The 15,035-nt window shown below is 57.0% G+C and carries 12 protein-coding genes; 3 read left to right on the forward strand and 9 right to left on the reverse strand.

Annotated elements, in window-relative coordinates:
- Positions 1 to 9 precede the first annotated feature (9 nt).
- From addA to regB, 7 genes are all read right to left on the reverse strand, one after another.
- Entirely contained in the window at positions 10 to 3,366 is a 3,357-nt protein-coding gene (addA, locus tag GOV90_RS08695) for a double-strand break repair helicase AddA (RefSeq protein WP_171092750.1), read from the reverse strand.
- Positions 3,363 to 6,287 (reverse strand): double-strand break repair protein AddB, encoded by a 2,925-nt coding sequence (addB, locus tag GOV90_RS08700; RefSeq protein ID WP_171092748.1) that lies wholly within the window; start codon positions 6,285 to 6,287, stop codon positions 3,363 to 3,365. The genes addA and addB overlap by 4 nt, the downstream gene beginning before the upstream one ends.
- Positions 6,280 to 6,966: a nucleotidyltransferase family protein gene (locus GOV90_RS08705; RefSeq protein WP_171092746.1), complete on the reverse strand. Its 687-nt coding sequence runs from the start codon at positions 6,964 to 6,966 to the stop codon at positions 6,280 to 6,282. Before GOV90_RS08705 ends, addB begins: the two co-directional genes overlap by 8 nt.
- On the reverse strand, positions 6,963 to 7,967 hold the full coding sequence (locus GOV90_RS08710) for an aminoglycoside phosphotransferase family protein (protein WP_171092744.1): 1,005 nt from the start codon (positions 7,965 to 7,967) through the stop codon (positions 6,963 to 6,965). The genes GOV90_RS08705 and GOV90_RS08710 overlap by 4 nt, the downstream gene beginning before the upstream one ends.
- A complete protein-coding gene (gene tsaE / locus GOV90_RS08715; RefSeq protein WP_171092742.1) occupies positions 7,964 to 8,437 on the reverse strand; it encodes a tRNA (adenosine(37)-N6)-threonylcarbamoyltransferase complex ATPase subunit type 1 TsaE in 474 nt (157 codons plus the stop codon). Before tsaE ends, GOV90_RS08710 begins: the two co-directional genes overlap by 4 nt.
- 41 nt (positions 8,438 to 8,478) lie before the next feature.
- Positions 8,479 to 9,984, reverse strand: coding sequence for a PAS-domain containing protein (locus tag GOV90_RS08720; RefSeq protein ID WP_171092740.1), 1,506 nt, complete (start codon positions 9,982 to 9,984; stop codon positions 8,479 to 8,481).
- 66 nt (positions 9,985 to 10,050) lie between these two features.
- The gene (regB, locus tag GOV90_RS08725; protein WP_171092738.1) at positions 10,051 to 11,448 is read right to left on the reverse strand and encodes a sensor histidine kinase RegB; all 1,398 of its coding nucleotides are present in this window, start codon (positions 11,446 to 11,448) and stop codon (positions 10,051 to 10,053) included.
- A gap of 91 nt (positions 11,449 to 11,539) precedes the next feature.
- Between regB and GOV90_RS08730 the strand changes: the two genes are divergently transcribed.
- Both GOV90_RS08730 and GOV90_RS08735 read left to right on the forward strand, forming a co-directional pair.
- Entirely contained in the window at positions 11,540 to 12,166 is a 627-nt protein-coding gene (locus GOV90_RS08730) for an SCO family protein (RefSeq protein ID WP_171092736.1), read from the forward strand.
- Between the two features lie 80 nt (positions 12,167 to 12,246).
- Positions 12,247 to 12,801 (forward strand): ActR/PrrA/RegA family redox response regulator transcription factor, encoded by a 555-nt coding sequence (locus tag GOV90_RS08735; RefSeq protein WP_050604676.1) that lies wholly within the window; start codon positions 12,247 to 12,249, stop codon positions 12,799 to 12,801.
- A gap of 51 nt (positions 12,802 to 12,852) precedes the next feature.
- Here GOV90_RS08735 and GOV90_RS08740 read toward each other — a convergent pair whose 3' ends face one another.
- Together GOV90_RS08740 and GOV90_RS08745 are read right to left on the reverse strand one after the other, a co-directional pair.
- The gene (locus tag GOV90_RS08740; RefSeq protein WP_371732498.1) at positions 12,853 to 13,347 is read right to left on the reverse strand and encodes a CHAP domain-containing protein; all 495 of its coding nucleotides are present in this window, start codon (positions 13,345 to 13,347) and stop codon (positions 12,853 to 12,855) included.
- A gap of 536 nt (positions 13,348 to 13,883) precedes the next feature.
- Positions 13,884 to 14,477 carry an HD domain-containing protein gene (locus tag GOV90_RS08745; protein WP_171092731.1) on the reverse strand — a complete coding sequence of 198 codons (594 nt, stop codon included), beginning with the start codon at positions 14,475 to 14,477 and terminating at the stop codon, positions 13,884 to 13,886.
- Positions 14,478 to 14,683: 206 nt separating this feature from the next.
- On the opposite strand from GOV90_RS08745, the gene GOV90_RS08750 reads away from it, so the two are divergent.
- Positions 14,684 to 14,998, forward strand: a complete 315-nt coding sequence (locus GOV90_RS08750; protein ID WP_171092729.1) for a hypothetical protein — start codon at positions 14,684 to 14,686, stop codon at positions 14,996 to 14,998.
- The last annotated feature ends 37 nt before the right edge of the window (positions 14,999 to 15,035 follow it).

Below are 15,035 nucleotides of genomic sequence, written 5' to 3' on the forward strand. Positions count from 1 at the left end.
GGGGTAAGGTCAAGGTATCCGAGCGCGGGTCAGGGCATCCGTCACAAGATCGTGTGGCAACCACATGAGGTTCGCGGTTCGGGTCCAAAGAATGGCGGTTCGAATGCTGCGGTCAGGATAGATCTGAGCAAGCGCCTGCGCATAAGCCCCCATTTGGCGTAACAGGCCCTCAGGGCAGTCTTCAACGCGAATTGGAACAGTTGCATTTGTTTTGAAATCAACCACTTGCACGTCCGTGTCCGAAACGACCAGCCGGTCGATGACCCCATGCATGCGCTGCCCATTCAAATCTGCGGTTACTGGAACTTCGGCCAGAGTTTCAGGTGCAAAAATATTCCTCAGCGGTTCAGCCGTCAGAACCCGGGCGGCTTCGGTCAAAAGCTCTTGCCGGTCTGTGTCCTGCATGTCCGGTAGCAGCCGCGCGCAAAGTTCGGGCCAAGTCTCCGGTTCAGCTATCGGCAAGTGCTCCAGCAACAGGTGAATACGTGTTCCACGCAGTTTCGCAGCGTCTTCATCCAAACCGACATCACCGGGCAACGCTTTGGCCCCCCCCAGATCCGAAGGGCTGAGCGTGCTTGTGGTTTCAGTGGGTTCGGGTGCCGGATGCAGAAATATGTTTGGTACCCCGAACGATTCAGTCGCCAATTGTGGCTGTTCAACTAAAGGCAGCGCATCCCAATTCCCGTGAGACAGGCGGCGAATGTCGGAACCCGGCAGCTGTGCGGCTCCGGCCATCTCCATCGCGGCCTCGACCATTTGGTACCAGCTGTTGCCGTCTTTCCCCAATTCGCCGGCTGCGGCCACGATTAACCACTTTTCGGCCCGTGTTAGAGCCACATATAGCAACCGGAGCCGTTCATTTTCCTCACGCGTACGCGCCTCTTCCCGCGCCTGAACGATCAGTTTGGGCGAGACATCTGTCGACACTTTCCACAGCGGAATGCCTTCGGTCACCATGATCTCGGCATCGCGCGGTGCTTGGCGTTTGCCGGTATCCGGCAGGATCACGATCGGAGCTTCAAGACCCTTTGATCCATGCACGGTCATTACGCGGATCATATTGCCCACACCGCTCATCTGCCGTTTGATTTCCAGATCGTCGGTTTGCATCCAGACCAAAAACCCGGTCAAGCTGGGGATATCGGTGCGCTCATAGGCCAGCGCCTGAGACAGCAACGCATTGATGCCGTCTTCCGCTTCGGCGCCCAGGCGGCCCAGCAATTTGCGCCGCCCGTCATGGCGGGTCAGAATGCGTTCGATCAGGTCATAGGGGCGCAAAAAGTCGATCTGGCTGCGCAAATCGTTCAAAATGGCGAGCGTTTCGGGAAACTCCTCAGCCCGGTTGCGCAACGCAGCCCAGAGGAATTGTTCCTGCCGCCGGTGCGCCAGATCGAAAAGCTGCTGTTCAGACCATCCGAACAAAGGGGATTTCAGAACCGTTGCCAATGACAGGCTGTCTTCGGGCGTGGCCAGAAAGCTCAGCAGCGCGGCCAGGTCTTTGACCGCCAGTTCAGCGCCCACCTTAAGCCGGTCGGCCCCGGCGATGGGCAGCCCGGCTGATTTGCAGGCGCGGATGATTTCGGCGAACAGGTCTGACCGCCGCTGCACGAGGATCAGGAAATCCCCCGGCTTCACCTTTCGTCTTACAAACGTGCCGTTCTTATCATCCTCAGGGATCGTTTCGCCCCGTTCGATCATGGCCTTGATCGATTGTGCAACTTGCTCGGCCAGAATGACGGTATGGTGCCGCGCACCGGGGCGATCCACCGGATCGGTCCAGTCGCCTTCCTCGGCCTCTTCGACCTTTTCCACGACAGGCCAAAGATCAACCCGGCCCGGCAGGTCAGCTTTGAAGGCGCGGTGCAGGCTGTCCTTGTGAAACCCTGCCTCGATCCGGTTTTCAAAAAGAATATCGACCAAAGACAGGATGGCGCTGGAGGAGCGGAACGAATATTCCAGCGTCATATCCCAAAGTTTAGAGTCTGATTCAGCCAGTTTCCGGCCAAACTCCTCTTGCATCCGATCAAACGCCTGCGGGTCGGCGCCCTGAAAGGAATAGATCGACTGTTTCTTGTCGCCGACCACAAAAATAGTGCGCTCAACCCCGGATCGGGCCCCTTCCCCGCTGGTGAATTCCTGCGCCAGCTTCTCGACCACGTCCCATTGGTCCGGACTGGTGTCCTGTGCTTCGTCCACCAGAATATGGTCGATGCCGCCGTCTAACCGATACAGCACCCATTCGGCCACCGCCGGGTCATTCAGCACTTGCCGCGCGCGCAGGATCAGGTCGTCGAAGTCCAGCCAGCCCCGCAATTGCTTGCGTCGCTCGTACTCTGGCAGGAAGGCTGCGGCAAAGCGGTGCAGGACGGCGGTTTTCTGTGCCGCGACCAAGGCAAGGCGCTGTTCGCGCGCGGACTCGACCCGCAGCATGAAGGATTTCAATTGCGGCATCCGGTCGGCCAGCTCGCCCTCACGCAGGGGTTTGGTTGGAAACCCGTTGATCTTGGCGGTGAAAGGTTCCTTAGCTTTAGCTCCGGTTAGGAATACGCTCTCCAGCATCGGCAGATGCATCAATCGCGCTTCGGTGAAACTGGCCAGCTTGGCCGCTGCCTTGGCATCGTTGACGCCGCTTTCTGTCAAAGCGGGCAGCATGGACTGGATCAATTCGACTTCGCCGCCCAGAAACACCCGCTCGGCCAGGGCCGTTTCGTCAAAGCCATCCGGAAGATCGAACCGTTTCAATAGGTCGGACCAGCCCAATGGCAGTGCAAACAGGTTGCGCCTGTGCGTGATCGCGGCGGTCAATTTGTCAAAGCCCGTATCGGTCACGAACCGGGCTACATCTTCAATCAACCCGGCCTGCGGACCTTCGGCGAAGTCCTCGACGATTTCTTCCCGCAAAAGCGCTGCTGCGCGGTCTTCCATTTCGGAGAACTGAGGGCTGACCCCAGCCTCCAGCGGGAACCGCCGCAGCAACGAGGCGCAGAACGAGTGAATGGTCTGGATTTTCAGACCACCCGGCGTTTCGATGGCGCGGGCAAACAAAGTGCGGGCTTGCGCCAATCTGTCCGAGTCGATGTCGCCGGGCACGCCCAGATCGGTCAATTGCTCCAAAAGAGCAGCATTTTCCAGCATTGCCCACTCACCAAGGCGCTTGAACAATCTGTTCTGCATCTCGCTGGCGGCCGCCTTGGTATAGGTCAGGCACAGAATGTGCTGCGGTTGGACCCCGCCCAGCAACAGGCGCGCCACGCGGTCGGTCAGAACCCGCGTTTTACCCGACCCCGCGTTAGCCGCCAGCCAGGTTGAGGCATCCGGTCGCGCCGCCTGCACTTGCCGTTCGGTTGCATCGTTTCGCGGGCTCATTTCAGGTCCTCAGGGCAAGTTTCAGCGGTTCGGTCCCATTCGCCGAACCGTGCCAGATGATCATAGTCGCCGATATCTGTGTCTTTGTGCAGCATCCGGCGGGATGAAAACCCCTGATCAGGCTCTAAATAAGCTGAAATCAGCTCTTTCAGCTCAGCAATAACTTTATCGGTCGGCTCTTTGATCAAGGGTGCGGCGACCTCTTTGTAACTGCCGCCCATGCCGATGAAGATGGCTTCGGCCACGTCTATCGGGTCAATGCCTTCGATGCCGCCCTGCTCGGCCATGGCCGCCTCGATCAGCAGCTGTTTGTCGAACTTGGATTGCTGACTTTCTGTGGGCGGCGCGCCGGTTTTGTAATCGATGATCCGCAGCGCGCCCCAGCTGTTGCGATCAATCCGGTCCGCACGTCCGACGATGGTAAAATCCAGAGGGTTCAGCACCAGTTTCATAGCTGCTTCAAACGCAATTGGCCCGCCGTCACCCCGGCGCGAGAGTTCAGCGCTCAGGAAGTCGTCTGCGATCCGTTCCAACCGGGCCAGCCAGAGTTTGCGGGCGGTGGGCCAGGCCACATGCTGGTCCAGAAGGCTGTGCGCCCGTTTCAGGAAATTCTCACGTGTCAGCAAAGCGCCGTCGAGAACGCTGTCTTTAACGAAATGCTCAAGGATTTCATGGATCACGATGCCCCGCAGCAAGGCATCGGGGGCCTGCACCAAGGGGTCAAGCGGTTTCAGGCGCAACACGTGTTTGGCATAGATCGCATAAGGATCGCGGATCAGCCGCTTGATTTCGGTCACTGACAAGCGACGTGGGCGTGCAGCGACCGGCGGGCGTGGCGACGGGCGAGGAGCGGGCTCAATGCGCGGCGCTTCTTCCAAAGCTTCTGACCAGTCCAGCCAGCGCTGACCACGCGCACCCATTTCTTCCAGAGCGTTGCGACCGCCCTGCTCCGGCAACCCTTGCAACAGGTTTGTCAGCCGGTTGAGCCAGCGCGACGGCACCGTTTCCGCGTCATCCGAGCGGGTCGCGCGGGTCAGCCAGACCTCGGGCGCGCCGATGGCTTGCTGGAAATCATGTGCCGACAGGCCGATCCGGCGTTCAGGCAGCAGCAATCCGGCTTTGTCCCGCATCTGGCGGTTCAGCCACGGATCTGGCGACGGGGCCTCAGGCCAGCTTCCTTCATTCAAACCGCCTAGAATCAGCAGGTCGGCACCCTGCACTCGCGCCTCAAGGGTACCCCAGATCATGATATGTGGATGCGGGGCATCGCGATCACGAACCTCTTCGCTGGCCAAAAGCGCGCCCAGAAGATCGGCAAAATCATGGGCCGTCATCGGGCCACCATGCTGCGCTTCATCTCTGAGAGAGTTCACGACTGCCTGCGCCTTTTGACCTGCGTTTTTGTCCCAAAGCGTGCCGGTTTCACCTGTGCTGCCAGCCGAGATCGCTTCGGCCAGTGTTGTCAGTCGGTCTACCCAGTCGGACAGATGCAGCTCGCCGCTGATGTGCTGGTCGCAAAAGTGATGTACGACCCATTTGACCCAGCTTTCAGGTGCTTCTTTGCGGATCGCAAATGCCGTCAGGCTGATACTGTCGGGGAATGGCGGGCCATGGCGGCGAAGGTTCAGTTCCAGATCACGCGTATGCAACAGATGAGTGCCACGCTCACCGCCGTCATGGCACAGCGGGTGTTTCAGCAGCGTCAGCAACGCCTCGCCTTCAAGGCGGCGCGTGAACAGGTTGGCCACATGGCGCAGAAAACGACCGGGCGGTGAGAGTTGCAGAGGCAAGCCCGCACTGTCATCCGGTAGGATATTCCACCGATCCAGTGCGGCGCTGACCTGACGGGTCAACATGCGATCCGGTGTAATCAGGGCAGCGGTTTGACCGTCTTCAGCGGCTTGTCGCAGGCGCAAGGCGATGGTCAAAGCTTCGGCGCGGGGCGATTGCGCCTCGACCAGGGTCAGGGCTTTGGTTGCACCCTCCAGGTCGGTAAGTTCAGGCCCTTCGGTCATCCAGGCGTCAGTTACCGGTGCCGGGCGTAAAGCGAGCGAAACCAAACGGTTGCGCGCGCGTGAAGGCGAGGACAAGTCAGTCCATGCAGCAACCTGATCAGGCGCAAGATCCAGCGCGCGCATCAGTTTGTGGAACCGGTATTGTGGGTGGTCTTCCGATGTCAGCGCATCGTCCAACCCCTGCCAAACGTGATCGGGCTGGTCGAAATCATAACCCGGCAGGACCAAGGCCCCCTGTGGCAGACGCGCGATGGCCTCCATCAACATAAGCGTTGTTCCGCGCGACCCGGTGGAGCCTGCCAGAATGACTGGGTGCTGCGGAGGATTCTCCTGCCAGCGCGCGATCAGGTTTTCGACAACGCGGCGTTGGCGGGCTTGCGCATCCATCGCATTTGCGCCGGTATCGATGAAATGATCGGCAATGCCGATGAAAGCCTGCGCTCGTGCCCAATGCCCCGACATGTCGCTGACATCCAACTGCCGAATGGCCTCGGGCGACACACCTTCGCCCTGCATTTCATCAATGAGGGCCGCCAAGCTGTCCGAGAGGTCGAAGACCGAAGAACGCGCCGCCAGATCCGGCTGTTGCTCCAGCAGTTTGGCCACCAGCTGCGTGAGTTCCAGACGTCGTCGAAGCGGTGGAATGGCAGGGGGAATCTTTGCCAAATCAACGCTTTCCCCCAAATCCGTGACCAGCGACAGGCGTGGTAGCAGGCAGGGTGGCCCTTGATTGAACAGCTCGCGCACGCGCCGTTCCATACGCCTTGTATTCAGAACCACTTCCACCCGCGCCAAGGCTTCCGGCGGGCCAGAGCAGCGCTGCCGTAGGCCATCCACCAGTGCTTTCGGGAAATCTGTGCCGGGCGGCACAGCAAAGACGCGGGGCAGGGTGCTGGGTTCAAACATCTGTCAGCAGACCTTCGGCCAGTGCGATCCCTTCGGGGCGACCGACGTCACACCATCGCCCCGGATACTCTATAGCAAACAGGCGATTTTGATCGTGCATCTGGTTCCAAAGCAGGTTCAACGAGAACGCGGATTGCGGGAATGCGTGCAACCCATCTGTTTTGATAATCTGCGCCCCCCCATAGACCAAACCCGGCCCGCGCGTTATACGCCCGTCTGTGTCGGCCGAGAAATCTCCGTCCCCCGTGTGACCAATGGTTTGGGCAATTGGAACACACATCAAAAGCGCATCCATACGGGTCGGATCCCACGCTTTCTGCAACAGGGTCAGAGGGTTTGGGCCCGACCAGATGGCATCGGTGTTCAGCGTGAAAACGGGGTCGGTGCCCAACAAGGGCAGGGCGGCTCTTAATCCGCCGCCGGTTTCCAGAATCTCTGGTTCTTCGCGTGAGATTATTACCCCTTTGGGGTTGAGATGCGCATACAGCTGATCGGCATGGTAATGCACGTTCGCCACGATGCGCACAGGGTCAAGTTCGTAAACAAGATCCAGCGCATGATCAATCAGAGGGCGCCCGGACACGTTGATCAACGGCTTGGGATGGTCCTTGGTCAAAGCGCCCATACGTGTGCCAAACCCTGCTGCAAACAGCATCACGCCAAAGGGTGAACCGGTCATTGCACCCTCAGCTTGTTCAAGTTTTCGGGGGTTGGGCTGGGCAAAGCCTCGTGCAGCAACGGTGCGATCGAAACCAGGGCCGGATGATCCAGATCGCGCATCAGATGGTCCCAGACCGCTGGTATCATGTCCACGTAGTGCGGTTTGCCAAAGTCCGTGGCAAGGCGTGCGAACACACCTAAAATGCGCAGGTTCCGTTGTGCGCCCAGCACACTGTAAGCGGTGCGAAAATCGTGATCGTCCATGCCAGAGGCCGCAATATACCGATTGATCATCTGCATTTCGACCCCGGGAGAGACCTTGCGGCGAATGTCCTGCAGAAGAGAGACCAGATCATAGGCGGGATGCGCCAGAACGGCTGATTGGAAGTCCAGCAGGCCAACGCGTTTTAGCCCGTCGCGATCCGGGAGCCAAATCAGATTTTCCGCGTGATAGTCCCTGAGCGCGACCACTTTCGCACCTGATGTTTCGCGGTGTAGAACATCCGCGAAACGGTGTTCAAACCGGCTTAGTGCACGTGCGTCGTAAGACCCCACAATTCCGGCCGCGTAACTTGTAAAGGCCAGCGTGCACAGTTCGGTCATCAGCGGCGGGTCAAAGGATGTCAAAGACAAAGACGGCGCTTGATGCAGGTGCAGCAAAACGTCTGTTGCCGCTTCATACAAAACACGTTCCTTCGAAGGATCCTTTGCCAGCACTCGGCTAAAAAGATCGTCACCCAGATCTTCCAGCAACAGAAAGCCGTATTGCGCATCTTCTGCGTAGATCTCAGGCGCGCTCAGGCCGACCGAACGCAGGTAATTCCCGATGCGTACAAAGTCCTCGACATCCTCGCATTTTTCAGGTGGTGCATCCATCAAAACGGCCGTTTGTCCGCTGGCCTGGTCGGTCAGCCGTTCGTAGCGGCGGTCCGAAGCGTCGCCCGCCAACGGTGCACGGGTGGCATCGGCCCATTGGGTTTGAGCAATCAGGGCCTCGGCAAGGATCGTCCTGTTTGTCATCCGAAGGTCTCCAGTTTCTTCGTCCATTTCGGATCAAGCCATGACAGGGTCAGATGGCGCATATCTTCAGTGTTAGGGTCTGTTTCAAAGGTCAGTTTCAAAGCGGCACCTGGTGTAAGTGGACCAAGTTTGTCAGGCCACTCAACAAGGCAGATAGCGGTTTCGAAAGCGTCAATCAGGCCCAGTTCCTCAACCTCGTCTACCGCACTCAGACGATAGAGATCGCTGTGCCATATTTCACCAATTGGCGTATCGTAGACCTGCACCAAGGTAAACGTGGGTGAGGGGACATCTTCGGGCTCGGACATGAGCGACTGAATAAGCGCGCGCGCAAAATGTGTCTTGCCGCTGCCGATCTCACCTTCCAACAACACAACATCGCCCGATTGCAGGTTTGCACCAATACGCTCGGCAAAATTGGCGGTTTCTTCGGGGGACTGAAACGTCAGGGATCGCGGCTTTGTCGTCATGGCGCCACAATGGCCTTGCGTCTGACGGGCTGCAACCCGGTTCAAGCGCTGATCTGTTCTATCTGCTGGATTTTCGACGGGATTCTAGAAATGGAAAAACGAACTATGGTCGCGCCGTTCTGGAGCGGAGTGACCGTGCATTGAACAGGGGTACCGGTTCTCAGTTGAATTTCAGCCGACCATTCCGCCCGATCATCACGCAATTCCAAAAAGTCCCTGATCTCGCCCAGGATCGGGGTCGCAAGGCAGAGATCCTGCCAGCGTCGTGTAACATCTGTGGCCGTGTCAGTTTGAAAGCCGGCATCTTCTGCGTCACCCCAAAGTTTTTGATACGCGTAGTTGGTCAATGCCAGGGTACCGTCATCTGCAAACACGGCAATTCCATCTGCAAGCTTGTCCAATATGGACTGCATAAGGTCCATTTCAGACCGAAAGCGGCGCGTCAGGGTGATCTCGGCTGTGATGTCCTCAAACAAGAACGCCACGGCCCCGTCGGGATGTGGTCGACCACTGACCGAATAGACCGAGCCGGATGGGAGCGACCATGTCTCGTGATAGTTTCCATCTTCTGCGGCTTCGAGAAGGTCATTCATCTGGCGCCGCCAACTGCGATAGTTCTTGGGCTCGGGCATCATGTGCTGATCCCGAAGGCGGTCGAAAAAGCTGCTTAGACTCGGACGACAGCTTAGAAAATCTGGCGGTAGGGTGGTCAGGTCGATCAAAGCCGGATTGAACAGTGCAAGCTGCCGGTTGCGATCGAAAATGGCCAAGCCGATTGAAAGCTGCGCAAAGGTCTTGGTCATCGTCTGGACAAATTTGCGCTGGGCGGTTTCTGCTTGGACGATGGCGTTGATGTCGACGGCATAACACAGGTGGCCGGACGCGTGTTCTACCTGAGTCAGATCGAACCAAAGCTTGTTACTACTGCCTGAAACTTCAACAGATATTCTGGTTTTTCCAACGGATCGTTCCTCGGGCGTTGAAGGGAATAAGGGGTCGGTCAGGTCGGTGTCCTGATCGCGAGCTTTGCGCACGAGTGCGACATAGGCGGCGTTGCACCATTGTACCCGGTTGTTCTGACCCAGCAGCCACACTGGGTATGGGGCCTGATCCATGGCCAGCCGGGTTGGATCGTTCTGCGCTTCTGACCCTGCGGGCTTGGCCTTGGCAGCTTCACGCAGGCGGACACGGACAATTCCGTCAATCCACTCGCAAAGAACATCGCGCTCGACAGTGCAGTCGATAGGAGACACCACAACATATCCCTTATCGCGCACAGCGCCCTGAGATTCCGGAAAGGTCGGGAAATCCCTTTGTAGCAATCGGCGCAAGTCGGTCCAGTTTCTCACATGTTCGAAACCTGCCAGAGCGATGTCGGAATGGCTGATCAGCCTTTCTTCGTCGAACAGAAAAACTGCGTCAAACAGTGAAGTGTTTGAAAATAGCCCAAACGCATGGTCCCTTTGCGCACGACGCGGTAAGAGCCACTGAACGGCAAAACAGCCCGAGACAATGCTGATCGCGGCCAAAATGATCCAATCGGCCATTGTGTTCCCCAAAGCAGACTCCAACCCGCTTGAACTATGAGCAGGATTGGTTAACGGTCTCTTAACTCACACCTGAATGCGTTCGTTCAGACCCGATGGGACAGGCGTATCGCCCTTTTGTGCGTCAATCAGCTTGCGTGGCCAGGAGACTTTGACAATGGCGCCTCTGCGGGCGGGGTCGTCAGTCAGGCGTTGATAGGGATCAGCGCCATTGGCGAACTCCAATTCAGCACCACTGCGTTCCAGCAAGGTTTTGGCGATGAACAGGCCAAGGCCCATGCCTTCATATTCGGGGCGGGCCTTTTGGTCCGTTTCTGCCCGCCTGCGTCGCATAAAGGGATCACCGATGCGACCAATCATATGAGACGGATATCCGCGTCCGTCGTCCATAATACTGACGGTGATAAGGTTGTCGGTCCATTCAGCCTCGACCCAGACATTGTACCGTGCAAAATCCACTGCGTTCTGAATCAGGTTTCGCAATCCGTGGATGATTTCAGGCTTTCGCAGGATCGAAGGCTGTTGCACATCCCCGTCCTGCGCTGGCCCTTCGTAAAAGTGGACCTCTTTACCGCGACCGACATGTGGTTCTGCGGCTTCATTCACCACGGTCGAAAGCGGGGCCTGCCGCAAATGAAGGTCGTCTTTACCAGCCCGGCCCATGTCCCTTAGAATGTCTCGGCACCGGTCGGCCTGCTCGCGGATCAAAGCGGCATCTTCCTTGAGGTCGGGGTGGTCGTCCAGTTCCTCGATCAGTTCCGCGCTGGTCAGTTTGATTGTGGCCAGCGGCGTGCCCAACTCGTGCGCGGCGGCCGCAACAACGCCACCCAAATCAGTCAACTTCTGTTCACGCGCCAGGGCCATGTGCGTCGCAGCCAATGCTTCAGACATGGACTGAACCTCAGCGCTGACGCGGTGGGAATAAGCTCCGATAAAAACAATAGCGATGACGATCGCGGCCCAATTGCCGAACAGAAGAATATCCGGAATATCCAGAACCAGCCCCAGGCTGGTGCGCAGCGGCAGATGGAACTCGGCCAGCAGGGTCGTCAGCACAATCGCCACCGCGCCAACGATCAGGGTCGAACGCGTGCTCATGACATTGGCCGAGATCGTGACTGGCCCCAACAGCAGAAGCGCAAACGGATTGTTCAGCCCGCCGGTCAGGTACAGCAATATGGACAGTTGCAAGAGGTCAAACAGAACCATCAAAAAGTTTTCAAACTCGGTCAGACGCTTGTTCTGTGGGAACAACAGGATGGCCGTCAGGTTGCCCATGACCGAAATGCCGATGGCCAGATAGCACAGGCCCAGTTGCAACTGCACATCGTAATATTGTTGGGCAACGGTAATTGCTGTGAATTGGCCAATAATGGCCACCCATCGCAACAGGATCAGAGTGCGCAGGCGAATCCAGCTGCTCCGTTCCTGGCCGCGCCAAAAAGTCTGGTTGGATTCTGCCATCGGTTCCTTATGTCCTGTTGCAAAGGCTGATCATCTTGATAGGTGTCCCGGCCGAAACGATCAACAACCCCCTTGTGACCGGAACTCTGAAATGACCCGTCTATACGCAATTCTCGCAACTGTTGTATTGGCAATTGGCCTTGGGGCCATGTGGCTTTTGACGCGGGGCAGCGGTTCTGATGACCAGTTTGCGCAGTGCCGGTCCAGCCAGATCGCAGGGGGATCGGCCACGATCGGCGGGCCGTTTGAGCTGGTCAATGGCAAGGGCGAAACGGTGACTGACGCAGATGTGATCACCGAGCCGACGCTGGTTTATTTCGGCTACACGTTCTGCCCGGATGTCTGTCCTTTTGACATGTCGCGCAATGCTGACGCCGTGGATATTCTGGCCGAGCGTGGATATTCCACCACGCCGCTGTTCATTTCAATCGACCCCGAACGTGACACGCCAGAGGTGGTGGATGACTATGCTTTCAACCTAGGGGGCAAGACCATCGCGCTGACAGGCTCGCCCGAGCAAGTGAAGGTGGCAAGCAAGGCTTACAAGACCTATTACAAGGCGCATGACAAAAGCGACGAGTACTATTTGGTCGATCACTCCACCTTCACATATCTGGTCACGCCCGAACATGGTTTTCTTGAATTTTTCAAGCGCGATGACACGGCCGAGCAAATGGCGGACAAGGTTGGATGCTTTTTGGATCAGGCCGCTTCGTAACAAGGTTGTTTGACCTTTGTTCCCGCGCTGCTATTACTCATGTTCAAGCCAACGGCATGAAATAGCAGAAAGACCTAAGTATGGCAGACAGTTCTCAGCTTGATATTGGCCCTGATAAATCCCTGCTTCTGGTGGATGATGACGAGCCGTTTCTGAGACGTTTGGCCAAGGCCATGGAAAAGCGTGGGTTCGAAGTTGAAACCGCCGGATCCGTCGCAGCAGGCCGCGCTATTTCTACTGCACGCCCCCCGGCTTATGCCGTGGTTGACCTGCGGCTTGAGGATGGCAACGGCCTGGACGTGGTTGAAGTGCTGCGCGAAAAACGCCCGGACAGCCGGGTTGTAGTTCTGACGGGCTATGGCGCAATTGCGACTGCCGTGGCCGCCGTGAAGATCGGTGCGACAGATTATCTGTCCAAACCCGCCGATGCGACTGACATTACCAATGCGCTGCTGGCCAAGGGCGATGAACTGCCGCCGCCGCCGGAAAACCCCATGAGCGCAGATCGCGTGCGCTGGGAACACATCCAGCGGGTTTATGAGCTATGTGATCGGAACGTCTCGGAGACGGCGCGACGGTTGAACATGCACCGCCGGACGTTGCAGCGGATTTTGGCAAAGCGCAGTCCCAGATAGAGAAAAACCGTTGGGTTCAATCCCCTCAGGGTCCTCTTCGGGGGATCCGCACTAAGGCTGCGCGTCAGGATTCGGATAAATAAACCCGTTCACCGGGTACAAGCTGCCATATTGGCCCGGAAGGCTTTCGACCCGTACCAGCGTCCAGTCATTGTTTTTGGACACGTCTCTGACGCCCATCTTCAATGACACTTTGTTGCGGTGCCAATTGGCGTGGTTCACGATGACTTCGCGCTCGGTGACAACATCGGATACGACAGCCACATGGCCAAGTGGCATCCCGCGTGTTGCCCGAAACGACATGACAGAACCAACAACCGGCTCGTTGCCCCGATCAAACGCACTGCGCGCCTTGCCCCACCAATCCTTGGCGTTTCCACGAATTTCGATACCGCTGAGGTTGCGCGCATAGGGTACGCACCACACCCTTTGCCCGCGGGACTGCTTTTGCGAGACCTCGCGTAGCGCCATCAACTGACGATCCGGGTCAAGCTGCTCATCGGTTGGGCCATGGGCGCACGCAGAAATCAGACTCAAAAACCCCACCGCAATTGCGGCTCGGGTTGTGCCGGACAAACGCGGCCAAGTCGTGTCTGTTTTGCGTATGCCTGTGTTCAAGAATCTTCACTGCCCATTCGAAGACATGTGAGTTTTAGGGCTAACATGCGAGCTGTGAAAAGAGGTCTGCAAATACGCGGCAAGATTTCGCCGGTTCTCTGTTGCATCGTTAAGACAATAGTGGCTGATCTTGACCAAGCGCCGCCTGTGGTAGGTCTCTATCAGAAGTTGTTATTGGGTGTCGCGTTGTGAAAATGAAGCAGCACTTAGTAAGTCTAAGAATTTCACTTCGATTTCATCCAAAGAATGAAGATATTCACCTTTTGAAACTTTCATGTCGATTCCGAATAGAAACATTGACGCCTCCTACAAAGGGGCTCGATCTTGGTCTGGGTAAAAGCTGAGAACACCTTTGTCTTCGGCCCGCACAATGCTAGAGGCCCAACGGTCAGCATTTTCTAATGAAATATCTCCATCAGCTACACTTTGGTAAACCTCACGTAAGATCCGCCAATTCAGTTCCATCAAATTTTCTCCAACAATGAAGCGTGCCGCGCCAAATACGCTTCTCGCACCTCAACCGGCGGCCTTAGCGTAATCGTCAACCCCTCCATTACCACCCGATCAGGACGGCCAAAGAACTTCGTTGCCTCGGCTTCTGAAAATCCGGCAATCTGTGTCGCCTCCATCCAGGCGCTGATCTTATCGGCTTTCTTGATCTGCTGTTTCACCGTCTTCGGTACTTCGGCAGGCAAGCCGAACCGGATGTGGATCGCCGCCGTTAGACGGTCATCCAGCGCGCCATAATCCGGGCCGACGGCGGATTTGACAGGGGAAATCATGTCGCCGATCACATATTCCGGCGCATCGTGTAACAGCGCGGCCAGCCGCCATTTGATTGGCGCTTTGGGCGAAATTCGACCAAATATCTCTTCGACCAGCAAGGAATGCTCGGCCACAGAATAGGCAAAATCACCGTTGGTTTGACCGTTCCAGCGCGCCACAAAGGCCAGTCCGTGCGCGATATCTTCGATCTCGATATCCACCGGGGTCGGGTCCAGCAGGTCCAGCCTGCGGCCTGACAGCATGCGCTGCCATGCTCGGGGTTGTGTTGCCATTTTGCCATGCCTTGTGAAGTCGGACACATAAAAATCGTATTTTTCTGCTATGATGTACCTGTCAGGATCACCAGCTGCCAACGTTTTCTTGAGCGTTCGTGCTTTGAAACATCACCACTTGATCCCGACATTAAAACCGAGGGGGGCACACGCTTCTCCCGGTGTGCTCCTCTCGCAAGCGAAACGCGAAACGAAAGGAGTTCGCCATGTTCAAGCGTTTGTTCGCCATCACATTGACCTTTGGTATGGCTGCCACAGCCCCACCTGCTTTTGCCCAAAACTGCGCAGAGCGAGAATCGATCATCACCAAATTGCAGGAAAGCTACGCCGAGGAATTGGCCTTTGGTGGTCTGCAAAAGACGCGCGGTGCGCAATCGGTGATGGAGGTTTGGACCTCGAAGAAAACTGGTAGTTATACCGTTCTGGTCACCAATGCGAATGGCATCAGCTGTATTGTTGCCGTTGGCACGGATTTTTTTGAAGCAATACCAAAGATAAAAATTGACGGCACCCCAAGCTGACAAAGGCCCGTAGCCTTCGGTTTCAACTCATCGACAT

This window comes from Ruegeria sp. HKCCA5929, from assembly GCF_013034525.1.
In the GTDB taxonomy this organism is placed as follows: domain Bacteria; phylum Pseudomonadota; class Alphaproteobacteria; order Rhodobacterales; family Rhodobacteraceae; genus Ruegeria.

What these genes read in the sequence shown, in the direction of transcription:
- addA (WP_171092750.1), bottom strand. Translation starts at nt 3,366, where the DNA reads ATGAGCCCGCGAAACGATGCAACCGAACGGCAAGTGCAGGCGGCGCGA.
- addB (WP_171092748.1), bottom strand. Translation starts at nt 6,287, where the DNA reads ATGTTTGAACCCAGCACCCTGCCCCGCGTCTTTGCTGTGCCGCCCGGC.
- GOV90_RS08705 (WP_171092746.1), bottom strand. Translation starts at nt 6,966, where the DNA reads ATGACCGGTTCACCCTTTGGCGTGATGCTGTTTGCAGCAGGGTTTGGC.
- GOV90_RS08710 (WP_171092744.1), bottom strand. Translation starts at nt 7,967, where the DNA reads ATGACAAACAGGACGATCCTTGCCGAGGCCCTGATTGCTCAAACCCAA.
- tsaE (WP_171092742.1), bottom strand. Translation starts at nt 8,437, where the DNA reads ATGACGACAAAGCCGCGATCCCTGACGTTTCAGTCCCCCGAAGAAACC.
- GOV90_RS08720 (WP_171092740.1), bottom strand. Translation starts at nt 9,984, where the DNA reads ATGGCCGATTGGATCATTTTGGCCGCGATCAGCATTGTCTCGGGCTGT.
- regB (WP_171092738.1), bottom strand. Translation starts at nt 11,448, where the DNA reads ATGGCAGAATCCAACCAGACTTTTTGGCGCGGCCAGGAACGGAGCAGC.
- GOV90_RS08730 (WP_171092736.1), top strand. Translation starts at nt 11,540, where the DNA reads ATGACCCGTCTATACGCAATTCTCGCAACTGTTGTATTGGCAATTGGC.
- GOV90_RS08735 (WP_050604676.1), top strand. Translation starts at nt 12,247, where the DNA reads ATGGCAGACAGTTCTCAGCTTGATATTGGCCCTGATAAATCCCTGCTT.
- GOV90_RS08745 (WP_171092731.1), bottom strand. Translation starts at nt 14,477, where the DNA reads ATGGCAACACAACCCCGAGCATGGCAGCGCATGCTGTCAGGCCGCAGG.
- GOV90_RS08750 (WP_171092729.1), top strand. Translation starts at nt 14,684, where the DNA reads ATGTTCAAGCGTTTGTTCGCCATCACATTGACCTTTGGTATGGCTGCC.